Below are 19,194 nucleotides of genomic sequence, written 5' to 3' on the forward strand. Positions count from 1 at the left end.
CGGCGGACGGCTGGTCGTCGTTCGTATTCGCCGTCAAGCGCGGGCAGTTCACCGTCTGAGCCGACCCGCAACACCCCGAGTGATCGGCCCCCACCACGTTCCTTCCCGGCGGGGGCCGACGTCGTGTCGCCGCCGTGCCGCGCCGTGCCCGCGACCGGGCGCCCTTCCCGACCCGGCGGCCATGGCCCGTGCCCGCCCTAACTACGCCCCTTCCGACGGCGCCAGTACCGCCGGGCGGCGGCTGGCGATGACCTTCTTCGCGAGGGAGCGGGGGCTGGTCAGGAAGCCGGCGCCCCAGGACATGTGCATGGTGGCCAGGGCGAGGGGGATCTGGGCGCGGGCCTTGAGCGGGAGGCCCTTGCCGGCGGGGAGAGAGCCCGCGGTGATGGCGGCGAGGTAGCCGGCCGGGATGACGAAGCCCCAGGGGGTGACGGTGGCGCCGGCGACCAGGCCGGCGGCGATGGCGACGACGGCAGTCGGCGGGGCCAGGTAGCGGAGGTTGATCGAGCCGGCGTGGTAGCGGGCGACGACGTGGCGCCACTTGCCGTAGTCCTTGTACTGCTTGGCGAGCGCCTTGACGCTGGGGCGGGGGCGGTACTGGACCTTCAGCTCCGGTGAGAACCAGATCTGGCCGCCGGCCTCGCGGATGCGGAAGTTCAGCTCCCAGTCCTGGGCGCGGATGAACTCCTCGTTGTAGCCGCCCTGCTGCTCCAGGGCCTCGCGGCGGAAGACGCCGAGGTAGACGGTCTCGGCGGGGCCCGCTTGGCCGCCGGTGTGGAAGGCGGCGTTGCCCACGCCGATCTTGGAGGTCATCGCGGCGGCGACCGCGTCCTCCCAGGCGTTCTCGCCCTCGGCGTGCATGATGCCGCCGACGTTCGCCGCGCCGGTCTCCTCCAGGAGGCGCACGGCGGTGGCGATGTAGTTCGGGGAGAGCATGCCGTGGCCGTCGACGCGGACGACGATCGGATGCCGGGAGGCCTTGATCGCGGCGTTGAGCGCGGCGGGGGTGCGGCCCGTCGGGTTCGGCACGGTGTGCACCCGGGGGTCCTCGGCCACCAGCTCGGCGGCGATCTCGTCCGTACGGTCCGTGGACGGGCCGAGGGCGATCACCACCTCCATCTCGCCGGCGTACTCCTGCTCCAGGATGTGCCGGACCGAATTGCGCAGGTGACGTTCCTCGTTGAGCACCGGCATGATCACGGAGACGGCCGGGGGCTGCTGCTGCGGCATGGTTCCTCGGGGGTACGGCCCGTGGCGGAGCCGCCTGGGACGGCAGCGCCCGCCGGGAGACTGCGGTATGCGGTGTGGGGTGTTCGGTATGCGGTATGCGGTGTGGGGTGTCGCTGCCTCACGTTACCGCGAATGAGGGACGTCCTCGGACGCAGCCGGGTGGCGGGACGGCGGCCGCCCGGCGTGTGGCGCTTTACAGAAGATCGTATGGATCTACGGTGTCCTCGCCGTCTTCGTGGCGTCTTCGTGGAGGTGCCCGCCTGTGACCACGCCGTTCCGCTCCCGCCACCGGGCCGGCCGCCGGGCCGCCCGGCGCGACGGGCAGCGGCGCCCGGGTCCGCGCTGGGGACTGCGGATCGGCACCGGCGCGTCCGTCCTGCTGCTGTCCGCGAGCGGCGTCGGGCACGCGATGGTCACCGGGGTCGAGAGCGGCATCGGGCGGGTGGACGCCTTCACCGGGATGAGCAACCGGCCCGGCGGCGGCAAGGGGCTGAACTTCCTGGTCGTCGGCACGGACGGCCGCGACCGGCTCACCGAGGAGGAGAAGCGGCGCTACCACCTGGGCGGCCAGCCCTGTCACTGCACGGACACGCTGATGCTGGTGCACCTGTCCGCCGACCGGGACCGGGCCAGTGTCATCAGCCTGCCGCGCGACTCCTACGCCGAGGTCCCCGCCCATGTCGACCCGGTGACCGGCCGGCCGCGCGACCGGCGCGCCATGAAGCTGAACGCGGCGTACGCGGAGGGCGGCCCCAGCCTGACCGTGCGGACCGTCGAGCACATGACCGGGGTGCACATCGACCACTACCTGGAGGTCGACTTCACCAGCTTCATGCGCAGCGTGGACGCGGTCGGCGGGGTGGAGATCTGCACGTCACGGCCGCTGCGCGACAGCTATACGGGGCTGGACCTGCCCGCCGGGAAGTCGCGGCTGAACGGCGGGCAGGCGCTTCAGTACGTGCGCTCGCGACATCTCGACGGCTCCGCCGACCTCGGCCGGATGCAGCGCCAGCAGCGCTTCCTGGCCGCCCTCATCGACAAGGTGGCCTCGTCCGGGGTGCTGATGAACCCGATCCGCGTCAAGGACGTCGCGGGCGCGATGCTGGAGTCGGTACGCGCCGACTCCGGCTTCACCGCCAACGACCTGGTCGACCTGGGGCAGGCGATGCGCGGGTTCACCGCGTCGTCGTCGGAGTTCACCTCCGTACCGCTGGCCAGTCTGGAGCAGCCGGTGCCGGGCGTCGGCTCGACGGTGCGCTGGGACCCGGTGGCGGCGCCGAAACTGTTCCAGGCGATCCGCGAGGACCGGCCGATCGCGGTACGCCGGGACCGGCCGGAGCCGCGGGCCACGGCCGTGGAGGTGGCGCCCGACCGGATCCAGGTACGGGTCGCCGACGGCAGCGGCCGGGCGGGGCCGGCCGCGGCGGTGGCCAGGGACCTGCGCGCCACCGGGTTCGCCATCGTGGGCACCCCGGGCGACTCCGCCACCGGCAGGGCTCCCCATACGCCCCATACACCCCATACGGTCATCGCGTACGACCCGCGCTGGAACCGCTCGGCCCGCTCGCTGGCCGCGGCGCTGCCGGGCGCGCAGCTGCGGCCGGTGGCCGGGCAGGGGCCGGTGCTGCGGGTGACGGTCGGGCGGGACCACACGGAGGTCCGGCGGGTACGGGCCGAGGAGCCGGCGCGGGAGCCGGGCGGGATCGCGGCGATCACCGGCGATGAGGCGGTATGTCCATGAACGAGCGCGATGACGGGCACGGTGACGAGCGCGGTGGCGAACGCGATGACGGGCGGGGTGGCGGGCGCGGCGACGGGGGGCCCGGCATGAGTGTTCCGGCGCCCCGGCGGACGGGGGCCGGGCCGCTCGCGCGGCGGCCGGGCGGGCGGCGCCGGGCCCGCCGGGTGTCGGTGGCCATGGTGTCGGCCGGTCTGATCGCGGCCACCGTGGCGGCGGCACCGGCCGCGCCGGAGTCCCCGACCGGCTGCGGTGATCTGGTGCGCGGCCGGCTGTGCCTGCGCGGCCCGGTCGGGGCCACGGGGACGTACTCCGTGACGTACCGGCGATACGACGGGCTCCCGGCGGCGGCCGGTCAGGCCGGGACGGGGGCCGCGCGGACCGGGACGGAGACGACGCGGGCCGCGGCGGAGACGACGCGGGCCGCGGCGGAGACGACGCGGGCCGGGGCGGACGAGATCACGGTACGGCTCGGATACCAGCGCAAGAACTTCCGGATCACCGCGTTCCCGGGCTGGTTCGGCAGCCGGCGCACGGCGGGCGGGGCGGTGGGGCTGAACGGCCGGGTGGAGATGCTCCCGGACGAGTGCATCCGGGGCGTCATGGAGCACGGGCAGACGGTCTACGTCACCAAGTGGAGCTGCGGCTGACGCCCGGGCACTCAATGATCTTCGTGAAAGGTGAGCATCCGTGTTGTGGCAGGTTGTGCTGGGCATCACCCCCGCCTCGGTGACGCTCTTCCTCGTCGTGGCGCTGGGCCTGGCGGTGGCGTTCACCCTGTGGACCGCGCTCGTCCCGGACAGCGGCGCGGCGCGCGGCACCGCCCGCGCACTGCTGGTCTGCTGGCTGCTGGTGCTGCTGGCGGCGACGCTCACGCCGGTCCAGCCGATCGGTTCGGGGGACGCGACGGTGTGGTGGCGGCCCGGTGAGGGGCTGTTCGAGCTGGGTGCCCAGCTGGAGCCCGGGGAGACGGCCATGCTGGTGCGCCGGCAGATCGCCGGTGCCGCCCTGTTCGTGCCGGGGCCGCTGCTGCTGCGGTTCGCGGTGCCACGCGCCCCGGCCGCCCTGGCGTTCCTGCTGGGGGTGGGGCTGTGCCTGGCCATCGAGGCGGCGCAGCTGCTGATGCGGGCCGGCCGGATCGCCGATATCGACGATGTGCTGTGCGCGGCGGCCGGGACCGTCGTCGGTACGGCGCTGACGCTGCTGGCGCAGCTGTCGGTGGCCGTTATGCGCCGTCGAGGCCTTCCGCGACGTGCCGTTCGCGCAGCTCCATGATCGCGCGACGCCGGGCGAGGCGGTGCGTACGGCGGATCTGTGCCTCCTGGTAGCGGCGCTTGTCCCGTTCGGTCTCGGGGATCACCGGCGGCACCGAGCGGGGTTTGCCGTGCTCGTCGACGGCGGCGAAGACAAGGTAGGCGGAGCCGACCTGCTGGGCCGGGCTGGATTCGTTCCAGCGCTCGGCCAGGACCCGTACGCCGACCTCCATCGAGGACCGGCCCGTCCAGTTGACCTGGGCCCGGACGTGGACGAGGTCCCCGATCCGTACCGGCTCCAGGAAGGCCATCTCGTCCATGGAGGCGGTCACCGCGGGCCCGCCGGAGTGGCGCCCGGCGACCGCGCCCGCGGCGTCGTCGACCAGTTTCATGATCACGCCACCGTGTACCGTGCCCAGGAGGTTCGCGTCGCCGGCCGTCATGATGTGGCTGAGCGTGATGCGGGACACGGAGGTGGGCTTGCCGGCGGGCTCACCCTCGGGGCCGTTGGTGGCGTTCTCGGTCATGCAGCCAGCGTAAGCGGGCGCGTACGGGCCCTGGCCCCGCGCCGTACGTGACGCCGGTCTCCCACGCGTAGCTTTGCATCAGCTCTGCAACAGCCGTGACCCGATCCCGCACCCGCCCTATGGGGGACGCCTTGCGGCCAGGCACACTGCCCTCTATGAACGAGTGGCCCAATGGGTGGTCCGGGGACCAAGGCAACCGGTACGGACGCGGCAGCAGCGGCGAGCCGGAGGGCGCGCGCGCCATGCCGCAGGTACGCCGTACCAGCCCCGGCCGTCCGCGGCAGGAGCCTCCGCTGCCGCCATCGCTCTCCCCGCACGGTGGCCGGGGTGCCACCGTGCCGCCACAGCAGGCCCAGGGCTACGACGGCGCGTACGGCGACGGCTACAACACCGGCCAGGTCTACGGCGGCGGCCGGGGTGGCGGTCACGCCGGCGGGCAGCACGGCGGCTACGGCAGCCGACCGCGCCCCGACTGGGGCCGGCGCGTCAAGCGCACGCTGGTCGTCCTGGCCGTGGTGCTCCTGGTCACCTCGGTCGGCACGTACTTCTGGGCGGACAGCAAGCTCCGCGGCGAGGTGGACCTGAGCAAGGTCATCGACCGCCCGGAGGCGGGCGACGGCACGAACTACCTGATCGTCGGCTCGGACAGCCGCGAGGGCATGTCCGACGAGGAGAAGAAGGAGCTGCACACCGGCTCCGCCGACGGCAAGCGGACCGACTCCATGATGATCCTGCACGACGGGAGCAACGGCCCGACGCTGATCTCGCTGCCCCGCGACTCGGACGTCGAAATACCGTCCTTCATCGGCTCGGACTCGGGCAAGAAGTACCCGGCCACCGGCCGGCACACCAAGCTCAACGCGGCCTACGCCGAGGACGGCCCGGAGCTGCTGGTCCGCACCGTCGAGCACAACACCAAGCTGCGCATCGACCACTACGTCGAGATCGGTTTCGCCGGCTTCGCCAACATCGTCGACGCCCTCGGCGGGGTGGAGATGGACATCCCCAAGGCGTTCAAGGACAAGTGGTCGGGCGCCGACTTCCAGGCGGGCAAGCAGACCCTCGACGGCCGGCAGGCCCTCGCCTTCGTCCGCACCCGGCACGCCTTCGCGGGCAGCGACCTGGACCGCACGAAGAACCAGCAGAAGTTCCTGGCCTCGCTGGCCGGCCAGGCCGCCACGCCCGGCACGATCCTCAACCCGTTCAAGCTCTACCCGACGCTGGGCGCCGGCCTGGACACCCTCATCGTCGACAAGGACATGGGCCTGTGGGACCTGGGCCGGATGTTCTTCGCGATGAAGGGCGTCACCAGCGGCGACGGCACGTCCATGAACATGCCGGTGTCCGGCTCCCGCGGCGGCAACCTGGTCTGGGACCAGACCAAGCTGCGCAAGCTGGTCCAGCAACTGAACAACGACGAGAAGGTCACGGTCACCGCCGACTGACCACCACCGCCGGACGACGCAGCACAGGGCCCCGGTTCGCATTCCCCATGATCATCACAACGTCTCTTCAGGCGACCAACCTGCCAGGCAGGTGCTAGACCTTGATCCCGAACCGCTTCGACAGCTTCAGCAACTGCGGATTGCTGCGACGGTGGAGGGACGACAGGACTCGGAACACCTCTCGGCCCATGGGATGAATCCGGGCCATCTGAGGTGCCGCGTCCCAAGCGACACAGAGGTCCTCAAGGGCCCCGTCCCGATCGCCGAGGTCGAGCTGGGCCCGTGCCATGTTGATGCGGGTCGGAGCGATCCGCGTAGGCGGCAGCCCCTCCAAGACGGCATCGATGTTCTCGGCAGCACGCAGGGCTTCACGGGGTTTGCCGAGATCCAGCCGAGTGGCCAGTACGTGTGTGACCGTGTTCTGGGGCCCAAAGATCATGTGGTGCCGGTTCCAGTCGCAGGCGAACCACTCGGATGCTTCCCAGGCCGACTTGATGTGCCGCTCCGCTTCCCTCTTTCCTTCCTTCTTGTCCTTGAGCCTCCCCGCAAGGGTCATGCCCCGAAGGTTCAGCACACCCACGGCGAAAGCCCTCTCCTGCCCTGACAAGCTGTCCTGCGCCCTGCCAATCGCCCGGTCGACGACGGTAAGTCCACCTTCGAAATCTCCACCGTTCAGGTAGGCCCCTGCCCTGTCCCTGGCCGCGATGGCTTCGCCCAGAGGGTTCTTCTTCTGCTCGATGGCCCAACGCTGACGCGTTACGGCCAGCTCCGCCATGTCCATCCACCTGTGCCGGGCGGCGAGCCAATAGACAGTGCTGTAGACATCTGCGAGCCCTGCCCAGGACTCCCTCGTGTTCGCGTCGTGTGCGAGCGTCGTGGCGTCCCTGAGCAGCTTCGGCAGCATGGCGAGTAGCCGAGTCACCTTCACCTCGTCACGCAGCCGCCCGGACGTCCCCAGAGAATCCTTGAGAGCGTCTTCCCGGACTTCCTCGTGCCCCGGCAGGTCATAGTCCCGGACAGCCGACCTGAGCGCAGACAGGCGCTCTTCCTCGTTCCGGGCCAGAGAGGTTTTGCCCAGAACCTCGGCCATACTCAGGCCCATCGGTTTGCCCAGAGAAGCAGCGACAGCAGGCGTCAGAGCGCGGTCCCCTACTTCGATCTTGGACAGCAGGGAGACGCTGACATTGGCCATCCTCGCCAGCTGGTTCTGAGTGAGCCCACGTTCCTTCCGAAGCACAGCGAGGTTGGCGCCCGGTGCCAGTTCGGTGGTCTTGCCCATGTGATCAGCCCTATCCAGGAAGACGTCCGCCAGAGCCATGGTCGCAAGCTCCGCGAGTTCCCACAGCCGATTCGTTCCCGCGCACGGCTTCCGTGCGCCAGTCACGTGCAAGTCCGCTGATTCTCAAAGCCGTTGACTGGAAGGCACCACCAGCGAAAGGCGGACGGGATGAGACAGGAAACTGCGTGGGAGCCCGGTACGGCCGTGTTCGACTGCGGCAGTGGGATGGTCGGTGTTGTGCACGATCGCCGTGGACCCATGGTGCTCCTGAAACGACCCTCCGGCCTTCGCTGGCTGGCGCGCGCCGTGTCCGTACGAGCCGCCACGGATCGAGAGTTGATCCAGCTCCGAGCCTTGGCCCAGCACAACCGCCGGGTGCGCGAGTCGGCTGCTCTGCACCGTCGCGCGACCTCCTGAGCCGCCGGCCCTGGTCACCCCGACCAGGCCGAGTGGCCGGACCAGTTCCACGCCCGAGCACGACCAAGCGAAATGGACCGCGATACGGCCGAGCGCACCTTCGGTCAGACAATCGCCTACCTGGTCACCTCCACCGAACGCCCCGATCAGGCCATCCGGGACGCCGGATTCGTCATCGACCGGGAACTGTGGAACGCCAAGGCGGCAGACTGCCACCAGTGCCACGCCTGCTGCTCTGATAGCCCTGTCGCCTGACGGAGCCGAGCAAGGTCCGGTGGCTCCCCCTCTCCGCGAGGGGGAGCCACCCTGCGTGGAAGGAGCGGCATGGAAGCACTCACCGCAGCGTGGGAACGGTACGCCGCAGGCAGAACGCCCAGAAGGGCCGTCAATGCCGCTGGCGCCACCACGTGGTTGAACTGGACCCAGTATCCCGACCACGGCCCCGACGAGTCGCTACTCGGTCCGGTACGCGGGCTTCGGGTGCTGGAACTGGGGTGCGGTACCGGCTGCAACCTCGCCCACCTGGCCAACCTGGGGGCTCGGTGCGTCGGCATCGACATCGTGCCCAGCCAGCGGACCAAGGCGGACATCGTTCTCCGCCGCAGCAAACAAAGAGACGCCCCGGCTCATTCAGCCGGGACGTCTCCTTACCTCGAGGCCCGTGAGCCGATCACAGCTGCGAGCCACGAGAAATGGCACTTGACCTGCGAAATCCTTACTGCGGCAGGTTCCGGGCCATGACGATGCGCTGGACCTGGTTCGTGCCCTCGTAGATTTGGGTGATCTTGGCGTCCCGCATCATGCGCTCCAGCGGGTAGTCGCGGGTGTAGCCGTAGCCGCCGAGCAGCTGGACGGCGTCGGTGGTGATCTCCATGGCGGCGTCGGAGGCGTAGCACTTGGCCGCGGCGCCGAAGAAGGTCAGGTCCTCGCCCTTGCCGCCGGCCGAGACGCGCTCGGAGCGGGCGGCCGCGGCGTAGGTCAGCTGACGGGCCGCCTCCAGCTTCATGGCCATGTCGGCGAGCATGAACTGGACGCCCTGGAAGTCGCCGATCGGCTTGCCGAACTGCTTGCGCTCCTGGACGTAGCCCTTGGCGTAGTCCAGGGCGCCCTGGGCGATGCCGAGCGCCTGGGCGGCGATGGTGATGCGGGTGTGGTCCAGGGTCTGCATGGCGGTGGCGAAGCCGGTGCCCTCCGCGCCGATGAGGCGGTCGGCGGGGATCCGGACGTTGTCGAGGTAGACCTCGCGGGTCGGGGAGCCCTTGATGCCGAGCTTCTTCTCCGGGGCGCCGAAGGAGACGCCCTCGTCGCCCTTCTCGACGACGAACGCGGAGATGCCCTTGGAGCGCTTCTCGGGGTCGGTGACCGCCATGACCGTGTAGTACTCGCTGACGCCCGCGTTGGTGATCCAGCGCTTGACGCCGTTGAGGACGTAGTGGTCGCCGTCGCGGACCGCCTTGGTCTTCATGCCCGCGGCGTCGGAGCCGGCGTCGGGCTCGGAGAGGCAGTACGAGAACATCGCGTCGCCCTTGGCGAGCGGGGTGAGGTACTTCTTCTTGAGGTCCTCGGAGCCGGAGAGGATCACCGGGAGCGAGCCGAGCTTGTTGACGGCCGGGATCAGGGAGGAGGAGGCGCAGACCCGGGCGACCTCCTCGATGACGATGACGGTGGCCAGCGCGTCGGCGCCGGCGCCGCCGTAGGCCTCGGGGACGTGCACGGCGTGCAGGTCGTTGAGGGTCAGCGCGTCGCGTGCCTCCTGCGGGAAGCGCGCCTCCTCGTCCACCTCGGCGGCGAACGGGGCGATCTTCGCTTCGGCGAGCGAGCGCACCGACTCGCGGAGCATGTCGTGCTCCTCCGACAGCCGGTACAGATCGAAATCAGCGGTTCCCGCCACTAACTCTCACTCCCCTGTGAGCTCCCCGGCAGCACTGACTACCGTTAAGTAACTTATTTCTCTCCGCGGATTCTAGGCCGCGGACGCGGCTCGCGGATACGTGAGGTTGCCGACAGTTGTCACCTGCCCGCAGGACGGCTGGATTAGGCCTTTCCCGGCGCGACTATGCTCGGTCCGGCCCCTTCCCGCCCGCCCGTCGCCCGACCACCGCCCCTGAACGTCGGCGCTTCACGCCGCAGCCTCTGTTTGGAGCACTCATGGCCCTCAAGATCACCGTGATCGGCACCGGCTACCTCGGCGCCACCCACGCCGCCGCCATGGCCGAGCTCGGTTTCGAGGTGCTGGGGCTGGACGTGGTGCCCGAGAAGATCGAGATGCTCCAGCGCGGCGAGGTCCCGATGTACGAGCCGGGGCTGGCGGAGCTGCTGCGCCGCCATGTCGCCGGGATCGAGGGCTCCAGCGGGCGGCTGCGCTTCACCACCTCCTACGAGGAGGCCGGGGCCTTCGGCGATGTGCACTTCGTCTGTGTGAACACTCCGCAGAAGCACGGTGAGTACGCCTGCGACATGTCGTATGTGGACGCCGCCTTCGACGCGCTGGCGCCGCATCTGACCCGGCCCACCCTCGTCGTCGGCAAGTCGACCGTGCCGGTGGGCAGCGCGGCCCGGCTCGCCGAGCGGCTGGCCGCGGCCGCCCCGGCGGGCGCGGACGCCGAGCTGGCCTGGAACCCGGAGTTCCTGCGCGAGGGGTTCGCCGTCGAGGACACCCTGCGCCCGGACCGGATCGTGGCCGGTGTGGCCGGTGCGCGGGCCGAGGAGCTGCTGCGCGAGGTCTACGCCACGCCGATCGCCGCGGGCTCGCCATTCATCGTGATGGACTACCCGACCGCCGAGCTGGTGAAGGCCTCGGCCAACTCCTTCCTGGCGACGAAGATCTCGTTCATCAACGCCATGGCGGAGGTGTGCGAGGCCGCCGACGGCGATGTGGTGAAGCTGGCCGAGGCCATCGGCCATGACGAGCGGATCGGGAAGAAGTTCCTGCGGGCCGGTATCGGGTTCGGCGGCGGCTGCCTGCCGAAGGACCTGCGGGCCTTCATGGCGCGCGCCGGTGAACTGGGCGCCGACCAGGCACTGACGTTCCTCCGCGAGATCGACTCGATCAACATGCGGCGGCGCGGCCATATGGTCGAGCTGGCCCGGGACGCGGTCGGCGGCGGTTCCTTCCTCGGCAAGCGGGTCGCCGTCCTCGGCGCAACCTTCAAGCCGGACTCGGACGACGTACGGGACTCGCCGGCGCTCAACGTCGCCGGGCAGATCCACCTCCAGGGCGGCCAGGTGACGGTCTACGACCCGAAGGGGATGGACAACGCGCGGCGGCTGTTCCCCACGCTGGGGTACGCGGACAGCGCGCTGGAGGCGGTGCGCGGCGCGGATGTCGTACTGCATCTGACGGAGTGGCGCGAGTTCCGGGAGCTGGACCCGGCGGCGCTGGCCGAGGTGGCCGGCGAGCGGCGCATTCTGGACGGGCGCAACGCGCTGGACCCGGAGCTGTGGCGGAAGGCCGGCTGGACGTACCGGGCGCTGGGCCGCCCGCGGGCCTGATCCGCTCTCCCCAGGTACTAGGTACCGGGCTCCGCGCGGCGGGCGCGGTAGGTCCGCATCTTCGCCCGGCTGCCGCAGACCGCCATGCTGCACCAGCGGCTGCGGCCGGCCGGGCTCCGGTCGTAGAAGACCCAGCGGCACTCATGCGCTTCGCAGGCCTTGAGCCGTTTCCAGGTGCCGTCCGCGACGGCGGTGGCGATGCCCGCGGCGATACGGGCGGTGAGGTGGGCGATCCCCCGTAGTCCGGGTGCCGGACGCAGGGCGGCGTCACCGTCGGGGGTGATGGCCAGGACGAGGGGCGCGACGGCCAGGAGACGGTCCAGGGCGCGGGCGGCCGGCTCGGGGACGGCGGTGCCCGCAGTGTGCGCGAGGCAGGCCGCGCGGAGCGCCTCGCGCAGCTCTTGCAGCTCTTGCAGTTCGCGCGACTCGTGCAGCTCGTGCGGCTCCAGGAAGGCGGCGAGGCCGCCGTCGGCGGTCAGCGCGTCCTCGCCGGTCTCGATGTCGAGGGTGTTCACCAGGTCCTGGACCAGCAGCAGGGATTCCGGAGCGGTTCGCGATGCCACTCTTGCGATGTTACCGATACCTCGCCATCATGCAGTAACGCACGAAGTTACCGGTTGAATGGGCATGGAGGTAACACGATGAGTCTGATCACCCTCGACGTCGTCGCACTGGACTGTCCCGACCCGCGGGCGCTCGCCGGCTTCTACGCCGAGATGCTCGGCTGGCAGGTGACCGCCGACGACGATGAATGGGTCGAGATCGCGGGGCCCGAGGGCCGTCCCCTCGCCTTCCAGCGGGTGGCGGAGGGCTACCGGGCACCGCAGTGGCCCGGCCAGGAGGTGCCGCAGCAACAGCACCTCGACTTCAATGTGCCGCGGGCGCGGATCGACGAGGCCGAGAGCAAGGTCGTCGCGCTGGGTGCCGAGCTCGTCCGGCACGACGAAGGGGTGCGCAACTTCCGGGTCTATCTCGACCCCGCCGGGCACCCCTTCTGCCTCTGCTTCACGTAACCGTGCGGTTCACGTAATCGTCCGGCCGTCCAGCTGCTCGATCGTCGCGTGGGACGGGCCGCGCCGGCTCTGTTCGGCGCGCGCCACGTCCTCCGCGGCACGCAGCGTACGGACCGCGTTCTGCCAGGTCAGCTTGGCCAGATCGGCCCTGGACCAGTGACGGTCCAGCAGTTCGGCGATCAGGCGGGGGTAGCCGGCGACATCGGCCAGGTCGTCCGGGGTGAAGGCGGTGCCGTCGAAGTCGCCGCCGATGCCGAGGTGGTCGATACCGGCGACCTCGCGCATATGGTCGAGGTGGTCGGCGACGGTGGCCGCGGTGGCCTTCGGCCGCGGATCGGCGGCCTCGAAGGCCCGCTGGACCGCCATACCGGCCTCGGTCGTGTCGAGGTGGTGCAGGCCGTGGGCGCGCATGTTCTCGTCCGCGCGCCGGGTCCACTCGACGGCCTCGGGCAGGACGAACTTCGGCACAAAGGTCGCCATGGCGACGCCGCCGTTGGCGGGCAGCTCGGCCAGTACGTCGTCGGGGATGTTGCGCGGGTGGTCGCAGACGGCGCGCGCCGAGGAGTGCGAGAAGATCACCGGCGCGGTGCTGACGCGCAGCGCGTCGCGCATGGTGTCGGCCGCGACGTGCGAGAGGTCGACCAGCATCCCGCAGCGGTTCATCTCCCGGACGACCTCCTCGCCGAAGGCCGACAGGCCCTGGTGGCGCGGTGCGTCGGTGGCGGAGTCCGCCCAGTCGATGGTGTCGTTGTGGGTGAGCGTCATATAGCGGACGCCGAGCCGGTGCAGGGCGCGCAGGGTGGCCAGCGAGTTGTTGATGGAGTGGCCGCCCTCGGCGCCCATGAGGGAGGCGATCCGGCCCTGGGCGCGGGCCGCCTCCACATCGTCGGCGGTGAGCGCCGGACGCAGGTCGTCCGGGTAGCGGGCCAGCAACTGCCGTACCACATCGATCTGTTCGAGGGTGGCGCTGACCGCCGTGTCGCCCGCGTAGTCGGCGCGTACGTACACCGACCAGAACTGCGCACCGACGCCGCCGGCCCGCAGCCGCGGCAGGTCGGTGTGCAGATGCGCGGACTGGTCGGTGGCGATGTCCCGCCGGTCGAGGTCGTAGCGGACCTGTTCGCGCAGCGCCCAGGGCAGGTCGTTGTGGCCGTCGACGACGGGCCAGCGGGCGAGCAGCTCCCGTGCGGCGTCCTCGGAGGACGCACTCACTGGGCGCCGCCGAAGCCGAACCCGTTCGGCGTGGCGACCTTGTTGCGCAGCCGCTTGCCCTTCTCGGTGGCCTGGTCGTTCAACTCCTGCTGGAACTCCCGCATACGGGCGAGGAGTTCGGGGTCATGGGCGGCGAGCATCCGGGCGGCGAGCAGTCCGGCGTTGCGGGCGCCGCCGACCGAGACGGTGGCGACCGGCACCCCGGCGGGCATCTGCACGATGGAGAGGAGGGAGTCCATGCCGTCCAGGTACTTCAGGGGGACGGGCACGCCGATGACCGGGAGCGGGGTCACGGAGGCGAGCATGCCGGGCAGGTGGGCCGCGCCGCCGGCGCCGGCGATGATCGCCTTCAGGCCGCGGGCGGCCGCGTCCTCGCCGTACGCGATCATCTCGCGCGGCATGCGGTGGGCCGAGACGACGTCGACCTCGTAGGGGATCTCGAACTCGGCGAGGGCCTGGGCGGCGGCCTCCATGACGGGCCAGTCGGAGTCGGAGCCCATGACGATGCCGATGATGGGCGCATCAGAGGGGCGCGCTGGGGGTCCCCCCGCACGGAGTGTGGGGGAGCTCGTTGAGGGGCGGTGGCCGGGCGACGGGTGGGCGGTCATTCGGTGATCGTTCCTCGCAGGTAGCCGGCGGCGTGCGCGGCGCGCTCGCGCACATCCGCCAGGTCGTCGCCGTAGGTGTTGACGTGTCCGACCTTCCGGCCGGGCTTCACGTCCTTGCCGTACATATGGATCTTCAACTGCGGGTCCCGCGCCATGCAATGGAGATACGCGGAATACATGTCGGGGTAGTCGCCGCCGAGGACGTTGGCCATCACCGTCCAGCGGGCGCGCGGGCGCGGGTCGCCGAGCGGGAGGTCGAGCACGGCCCGGACGTGGTTGGCGAACTGCGAGGTGACCGCGCCGTCCTGGGTCCAGTGGCCGGAGTTGTGCGGGCGCATGGCCAGCTCGTTGACCAGGATCCGGCCGTCGGCGGTCTCGAAGAGCTCCACCGCCAGATGGCCGACGACGTCCAGCTCCTTGCCGATCCGGAGCGCCAGTTCCTGGGCCCGGCCGGCGAGCTCGGGGTCGAGGTCGGGCGCCGGGGCGATCACGGTGTCACAGACGCCGTCGACCTGGACGGACTCCACGACCGGGTAGGCGACGGCCTGGCCGTGCGGGGAACGGACGATGTTGGCGGCCAGTTCGCGGACGAAGTCGACCTTCTCCTCCGCGAGGATGGGCACACCGGCGAGCCCCCTCCTGTCGAAGAGCTGCTCCGCAGCCTCCTCGGAGGATCGCACAAGCCACACCCCCTTGCCGTCGTAGCCCCCGCGCACGGTCTTGAGGACCACGGGAAAGCCCTCCCCCTCCGCCGCGAAACGCGCCACGTCCTCCGGATCGGAGACGATGCGGTGCCGTGGGCACGGGACGCCGATCGCGTCCAGCTTCGCCCGCATCACCCCCTTGTCCTGGGCGTGCCGCAGGGCCTCGCGGCCGGGCCGGACGGTGATGCCGTCCGCCTCCAGGGCCTGCAAGTGCTCGGTGGGGACGTGCTCGTGATCGAAGGTGATCACATCGCAGCCGCGGGCGAAGGCCCGCAGCGTGTCCAGATCGCGGTAGTCGCCGATGACGACATCGCTGACCACCTGGGCCGCCGAATCCTGCGGGGTGTCACTGAGGAGCTTGAACTTGATGCCGAGGGGGATACCCGCCTCGTGGGTCATACGGGCGAGCTGACCGCCACCGACCATGCCGACTACCGGGAACGTCACGCCCCCAGGGTATCCGCCCGGCACCGCGGCACCGGCCCCGGCTTGGACGATCCTCCGAATGCTCGCGTTCACAGGTCTCGGACGGATGGCCGACAAAGGAGGCACCGAATGGAGAACAGCGGCATATCGAAGAACGGCGGTATACCGGAGGGCGGCGGTGTACCGGAGAGCGGCGGTGTACCGGCGACGTGCAGTGGCACATCCAGCAGTGGCACATCCAGGGGCGCCAGAGCGCTGGTGATCGCCGTCGCGGTCGCCGCCCTGCTGGCCGCCGTGCACTCCGTCGTCGGTCAGCTGTCCGCACCGGAGGTCTATGGCGCCGACGACTCCGAGATCGCGGTCTCCGCCGGGGACCGCTTCAGCGTGAAGGTGGCGGACGACCCCGCCGGTGATCCCTCCGACGGCTACCGCTGGATCATCGCCGAGCCCCGCCCCGACCCGGCCGTCCTGAAAGCCGCCGGACGGCGCGAGGTCCCCGGCGGCCCACTGCCGTCCGGCACCGGCCGCGAGCGCTACCTGGACTTCGAGACGGTGCACCCGGGCCGTACGGACCTGCGGCTGCTCCGCTGCCGGATCTGCTCGGCCGACGCCGCCGACGAGCCGGGCGCGCGCACCCTGAACTTCCGCATCAGGGTCGACTGACCCCCGTATCGGCGTCGGCCGCCCCGTATCGGCGTCGGCCGCCCTCCGTATCAGGGCCGGCCGTCACGGAGCAGGCCGTCGCGGAGGGCGTCGGCACCGCCATTCGGGCGTGGTTAGCATGAGGGGGCGGGCCAAGGTTGACGGCCGCGGACCATGCCCACGTCAGGGAGCTGAACCACCACCATGAGTAACCGGAGCGCAGTGCTGTCCAAGCTGGAGGCGCTCACCCGGGAACTGGTGAAATTCGGGGCCGTGGGCGGGGCCGGCGTCGTGGTCAACTTCGCGGTGTTCAACCTCGTACGGCACCTGACCGAGGTGCCCGTCGTCCGCGCCAGCATCATCGCGACGGTCGTGGCCACCGGCACCAACTACCTCGGCTACCGCTACTTCACCTACCGCGACCGCGACAAGCAGCGCCGCACACGGGAGCTCACGCTCTTCCTGCTGTTCAGCGCGGTCGGCCTGGTGATCGAGAACGGTCTGCTCTACGTCGCGACGTACGGGTTCGACTGGAACTCCCCGCTGCAGAGCAATGTCTTCAAGTTCCTCGGTATCGGCCTCGCCACGCTCTTCCGCTTCTGGTCCTACCGCACCTGGGTCTTCCGCACTCTGCCCGCGCGCGAGGCGATAGAGACCGCCGAGTCCTTCCTCGCCGACGGATCGCAGCGGCCACGCAGCTCGTCCCGGAAGTGACCGCCGGACGGCCGTCGGTGGCGGGCGGACCGTCTGCGGACCGCCGTCAGTGCCCGTCGGACTGCTGCTCCGCCTCCCGGGCCAGGAACAGCGCGAAGACCGGCGGCCGCTGCTGGAGCAGTTCCAGCCGTCCGCCGTCCGCCTCGGCGAGGTCCCGGGCAACGGCCAGCCCGAGCCCGGTGGAGTTGCGGCCGGAGACCGTCCGCTCGAAGACCCGTGAGCCGAGGTCCGGCGGGACCCCGGGACCGGCGTCGGTGACCTCGACGACCGCCTGGTTGCCGGTGACCCGGGTCCGCAGCGCGACCGGTCCGGAGCCGTGCATCAGCGAATTTTCGATCAAGGTGGCCAGCACCTGGGCGACCGCGCCCGGTGTGCCGACGGCCCGCAGCCCCTTCTTGCCGGAGCGGACGATGGCCCGCCCGGCGCTGCGGTAGGCGGGGCGCCACTCCTCGATCTGCTGCTTGACCACCTCGTCGAGGTCGAAGGCGACCGCGGAGCCGGTACGCGGGTCCCGGGAGTTGGTCAGCAGCCGCTGGACGACATCGGTCAGCCGCTCCACCTGCGCCAGCGCGATGGTGGCCTCTTCCTTCACGGTGTCCGGGTCGTCGGTGAGGGTGATCTCCTCCAGCCGCATGGACAGCGCGGTCAGCGGCGTACGCAGCTGGTGGGAGGCGTCGGCGGCCAGCCGTCGCTCGGCGGTGAGCATCCGGGCGATCCGCTCGGCGCTGGCGTCCAGCACATCGGCGACCCGGTCCAGCTCCTGGACGCCGTACCGGCGGTGGCGCGGGCGCGGATCGCCGGACCCCAGACGCTCGGCGGTCTCGGCGAGATCGGTCAGCGGCGCGGTCAGCCGGCGGCCCTGGCGGACGGCCAGTACCACGGCCGCGAGGATCGCGAGCAGCGAGACGGCCAGGATGACCAGCAGCGTCCGGCCGATCTCGGAGTTGATCGCGGAGCGGGACTCCTGGACCGTGACGGACTCGCCGCGGTCGCCGCGCTGCGTCGACTCGATGACCTCGCCGGACGGGCGCCGCCCGATCTCGATCCGCGGTTTGCCCGGCACGGTGATCTCGGCGTAGCGGTTGCCGGCGATCTGCTCCGAGAGCACGTCCGGGGTGATCCGCTCGCCGCTGCTCTGCCGGCTCTCGACCGCCCCCACCAGCCGGACCGCTTCGGAAGCCACGCTCTCCTCCGCGGCCGCCTGGATGGTGCGGGTCTCGACGATGACCAGCGAGAGGCCGAAGACGGCGATCACGACGAGCACCACGGCGAGCGTGGAGTTGATCAGGCGGCGGCGCACGGGCCCCTAGCTCTTCTCGAAGCGGAAGCCGACTCCGCGGACGGTGGCGATGTAGCGGGGGTTGGCGGCGTCGTCCCCCAGCTTCTTGCGCAGCCAGGAGATGTGCATGTCGAGCGTCTTCGTGGACGACCACCATGTGGTGTCCCAGACCTCGCGCATCAGCTGGTCACGGGTGACGACCCGGCCGGCGTCCCGCACCAGGACCCGCAGCAGATCGAATTCCTTGGCCGTGAGCTGCAGTTCCTCGTCGCCCATCCAGGCGCGGTGGGACTCGACGTCGATCCGTACGCCGTGGGTGGCCGGCGGCTGCTGGGGCTCGACGGTGGAGCCGCGGCGGAGCAGGGCCCGTACCCGGGCGAGGAGTTCGGCGAGCCGGAAGGGCTTGGTGACGTAGTCGTCGGCGCCGGCGTCCAGGCCGACGACGGTGTCCACCTCATCGGCGCGGGCGGTGAGCACCAGGATGGGGAAGGAGTGGCCGTCGTTGCGCAGCCGGCGGGCGACCTCCAGGCCGTCCATACCGGGCAGTCCCAGGTCCAGCACGAGGAGGTCGATATTGCCCCGGAGACCGGCGTCGAGCGCCGTCGGGCCGTCCTCGCGCACCTCGACTTCGTAACCCTCGCGGCGCAGGGCGCGGGCGAGCGGCTCCGAGATGGACGCGTCATCCTCGGCGAGCAGTACACGGGTCATGGGCCGATGGTAGTCCGATGTATCGCACACGAGGGGTGGACCAGCGCGGATGACGGCACAGAGGCCTTCCGCGCCCGGGGACCGCGGTGAGCTGGGACGGCGCGGTCGCGGGGGATCGCGCGCGGTCGCCGGAAGGAGGGCGCGCGGTTCCCCGCGATGATGTGACCGTTGTCTCACGTATTCCAACGGCGGGTGAACAGACGTATGGTGTCCCGAACGTCCAATGGACAACCGTTAACGTCCAGTGGACAACCGCTGGGGCCCATGACGCCACTGACGTCATCGGTCCCTCGTTGTGTGCGGAGCTGGCCCCCAGTCCCGACACACCGTGAATGACCTGTCGACCGGGTCCACCGCGCAGTGCAGCACGGAGGACGTGGATCCCGGTGTCGGACCGCTCTGCCGGTGCCTCCCCGACTGACCTCGAGGGACGGCGTCGCACCCCCGGGGTGGGGGGACGGCGGGTCCACGCCGGTGCCGGTCATCCCCCACCGGGCGCGAAACGGC

20 protein-coding genes are annotated in these 19,194 nt (G+C 70.9%); 10 read left to right on the forward strand and 10 right to left on the reverse strand.

The features are described from left to right. Positions 1–201 precede the first annotated feature (201 nt). The gene (locus AZE13_RS18805; RefSeq protein ID WP_066932875.1) at positions 202–1,230 is read right to left on the reverse strand and encodes a glycosyltransferase family 2 protein; all 1,029 of its coding nucleotides are present in this window, start codon (positions 1,228–1,230) and stop codon (positions 202–204) included. 262 nt (positions 1,231–1,492) lie between these two features. Here AZE13_RS18805 and AZE13_RS18810 point away from each other — a divergent pair, with 262 nt between their 5' ends. The 3 genes from AZE13_RS18810 to AZE13_RS18820 are packed head-to-tail and all read left to right on the forward strand — an operon-like array spanning position 1,493 to position 4,243. Continuing rightward, positions 1,493–2,971, forward strand: coding sequence for an LCP family protein (locus tag AZE13_RS18810; RefSeq protein WP_066932878.1), 1,479 nt, complete (start codon positions 1,493–1,495; stop codon positions 2,969–2,971). Then, the gene (locus AZE13_RS18815) at positions 2,968–3,618 is read left to right on the forward strand and encodes a hypothetical protein (protein WP_258527864.1); all 651 of its coding nucleotides are present in this window, start codon (positions 2,968–2,970) and stop codon (positions 3,616–3,618) included. Before AZE13_RS18810 ends, AZE13_RS18815 begins: the two co-directional genes overlap by 4 nt. Before the next feature lie 40 nt (positions 3,619–3,658). Then, positions 3,659–4,243 (forward strand): VanZ family protein, encoded by a 585-nt coding sequence (locus AZE13_RS18820; protein WP_258527865.1) that lies wholly within the window; start codon positions 3,659–3,661, stop codon positions 4,241–4,243. Here the strand turns inward: AZE13_RS18820 and AZE13_RS18825 are convergent. Then, positions 4,194–4,748 (reverse strand): acyl-CoA thioesterase, encoded by a 555-nt coding sequence (locus AZE13_RS18825; RefSeq protein WP_066932884.1) that lies wholly within the window; start codon positions 4,746–4,748, stop codon positions 4,194–4,196. The two genes, AZE13_RS18820 and AZE13_RS18825, sit on opposite strands and share 50 nt — an antisense overlap. 155 nt (positions 4,749–4,903) lie before the next feature. On the opposite strand from AZE13_RS18825, the gene AZE13_RS18830 reads away from it, so the two are divergent. Next, on the forward strand, positions 4,904–6,193 hold the full coding sequence (locus AZE13_RS18830) for an LCP family protein (protein ID WP_066932887.1): 1,290 nt from the start codon (positions 4,904–4,906) through the stop codon (positions 6,191–6,193). Between the two features lie 94 nt (positions 6,194–6,287). On the opposite strand, the gene AZE13_RS18835 is transcribed toward AZE13_RS18830, so the two are convergent. Next, on the reverse strand, positions 6,288–7,511 hold the full coding sequence (locus AZE13_RS18835; RefSeq protein ID WP_258527866.1) for a helix-turn-helix domain-containing protein: 1,224 nt from the start codon (positions 7,509–7,511) through the stop codon (positions 6,288–6,290). Between the two features lie 450 nt (positions 7,512–7,961). Between AZE13_RS18835 and AZE13_RS18840 the strand changes: the two genes are divergently transcribed. Further along, on the forward strand, positions 7,962–8,144 hold the full coding sequence (locus AZE13_RS18840) for a hypothetical protein (RefSeq protein WP_066932891.1): 183 nt from the start codon (positions 7,962–7,964) through the stop codon (positions 8,142–8,144). A gap of 69 nt (positions 8,145–8,213) precedes the next feature. Beyond that, positions 8,214–8,630: a class I SAM-dependent methyltransferase gene (locus AZE13_RS34150; protein WP_079124139.1), complete on the forward strand. Its 417-nt coding sequence runs from the start codon at positions 8,214–8,216 to the stop codon at positions 8,628–8,630. Here AZE13_RS34150 and AZE13_RS18845 read toward each other — a convergent pair. Beyond that, positions 8,605–9,780 (reverse strand): acyl-CoA dehydrogenase, encoded by a 1,176-nt coding sequence (locus AZE13_RS18845; protein WP_066932894.1) that lies wholly within the window; start codon positions 9,778–9,780, stop codon positions 8,605–8,607. The genes AZE13_RS34150 and AZE13_RS18845 overlap by 26 nt on opposite strands. 257 nt (positions 9,781–10,037) lie before the next feature. Between AZE13_RS18845 and AZE13_RS18850 the strand changes: the two genes are divergently transcribed. Next, positions 10,038–11,381, forward strand: a complete 1,344-nt coding sequence (locus AZE13_RS18850) for a UDP-glucose dehydrogenase family protein (protein WP_066932897.1) — start codon at positions 10,038–10,040, stop codon at positions 11,379–11,381. A gap of 17 nt (positions 11,382–11,398) precedes the next feature. Here AZE13_RS18850 and AZE13_RS18855 read toward each other — a convergent pair whose 3' ends face one another. Continuing rightward, the gene (locus AZE13_RS18855; RefSeq protein ID WP_066932900.1) at positions 11,399–11,944 is read right to left on the reverse strand and encodes a CGNR zinc finger domain-containing protein; all 546 of its coding nucleotides are present in this window, start codon (positions 11,942–11,944) and stop codon (positions 11,399–11,401) included. Between the two features lie 78 nt (positions 11,945–12,022). On the opposite strand from AZE13_RS18855, the gene AZE13_RS18860 reads away from it, so the two are divergent. Then, positions 12,023–12,394, forward strand: coding sequence for a VOC family protein (locus tag AZE13_RS18860; protein WP_066932903.1), 372 nt, complete (start codon positions 12,023–12,025; stop codon positions 12,392–12,394). 9 nt (positions 12,395–12,403) lie between these two features. Here AZE13_RS18860 and AZE13_RS18865 read toward each other — a convergent pair whose 3' ends face one another. The 3 genes from AZE13_RS18865 to AZE13_RS18875 are packed head-to-tail and all read right to left on the reverse strand — an operon-like array spanning position 12,404 to position 15,365. After that, positions 12,404–13,606 carry a dipeptidase gene (locus AZE13_RS18865; protein WP_066932906.1) on the reverse strand — a complete coding sequence of 401 codons (1,203 nt, stop codon included), beginning with the start codon at positions 13,604–13,606 and terminating at the stop codon, positions 12,404–12,406. Further along, the gene (gene purE / locus AZE13_RS18870) at positions 13,603–14,214 is read right to left on the reverse strand and encodes a 5-(carboxyamino)imidazole ribonucleotide mutase (RefSeq protein WP_398780166.1); all 612 of its coding nucleotides are present in this window, start codon (positions 14,212–14,214) and stop codon (positions 13,603–13,605) included. The genes AZE13_RS18865 and purE overlap by 4 nt, the downstream gene beginning before the upstream one ends. Beyond that, on the reverse strand, positions 14,211–15,365 hold the full coding sequence (locus AZE13_RS18875; RefSeq protein ID WP_066932912.1) for a 5-(carboxyamino)imidazole ribonucleotide synthase: 1,155 nt from the start codon (positions 15,363–15,365) through the stop codon (positions 14,211–14,213). Before AZE13_RS18875 ends, purE begins: the two co-directional genes overlap by 4 nt. Positions 15,366–15,473: 108 nt before the next feature. On the opposite strand from AZE13_RS18875, the gene AZE13_RS18880 reads away from it, so the two are divergent. Further along, on the forward strand, positions 15,474–16,007 hold the full coding sequence (locus AZE13_RS18880) for a hypothetical protein (protein ID WP_258527867.1): 534 nt from the start codon (positions 15,474–15,476) through the stop codon (positions 16,005–16,007). 183 nt (positions 16,008–16,190) lie between these two features. After that, on the forward strand, positions 16,191–16,700 hold the full coding sequence (locus AZE13_RS18885; RefSeq protein ID WP_066932916.1) for a GtrA family protein: 510 nt from the start codon (positions 16,191–16,193) through the stop codon (positions 16,698–16,700). Positions 16,701–16,746: 46 nt separating this feature from the next. Here the strand turns inward: AZE13_RS18885 and AZE13_RS18890 are convergent, their stop codons facing one another. Together AZE13_RS18890 and AZE13_RS18895 are read right to left on the reverse strand one after the other, a co-directional pair. Continuing rightward, on the reverse strand, positions 16,747–18,000 hold the full coding sequence (locus tag AZE13_RS18890) for an ATP-binding protein (protein ID WP_066932919.1): 1,254 nt from the start codon (positions 17,998–18,000) through the stop codon (positions 16,747–16,749). Between the two features lie 6 nt (positions 18,001–18,006). Beyond that, positions 18,007–18,687, reverse strand: a complete 681-nt coding sequence (locus AZE13_RS18895; protein WP_066932922.1) for a response regulator transcription factor — start codon at positions 18,685–18,687, stop codon at positions 18,007–18,009. Positions 18,688–19,194: the final 507 nt, after the last annotated feature.

This window comes from Streptomyces sp. NBRC 110611 (genome assembly GCF_001590865.1).
Lineage (GTDB): Bacteria > Actinomycetota > Actinomycetes > Streptomycetales > Streptomycetaceae > Streptomyces.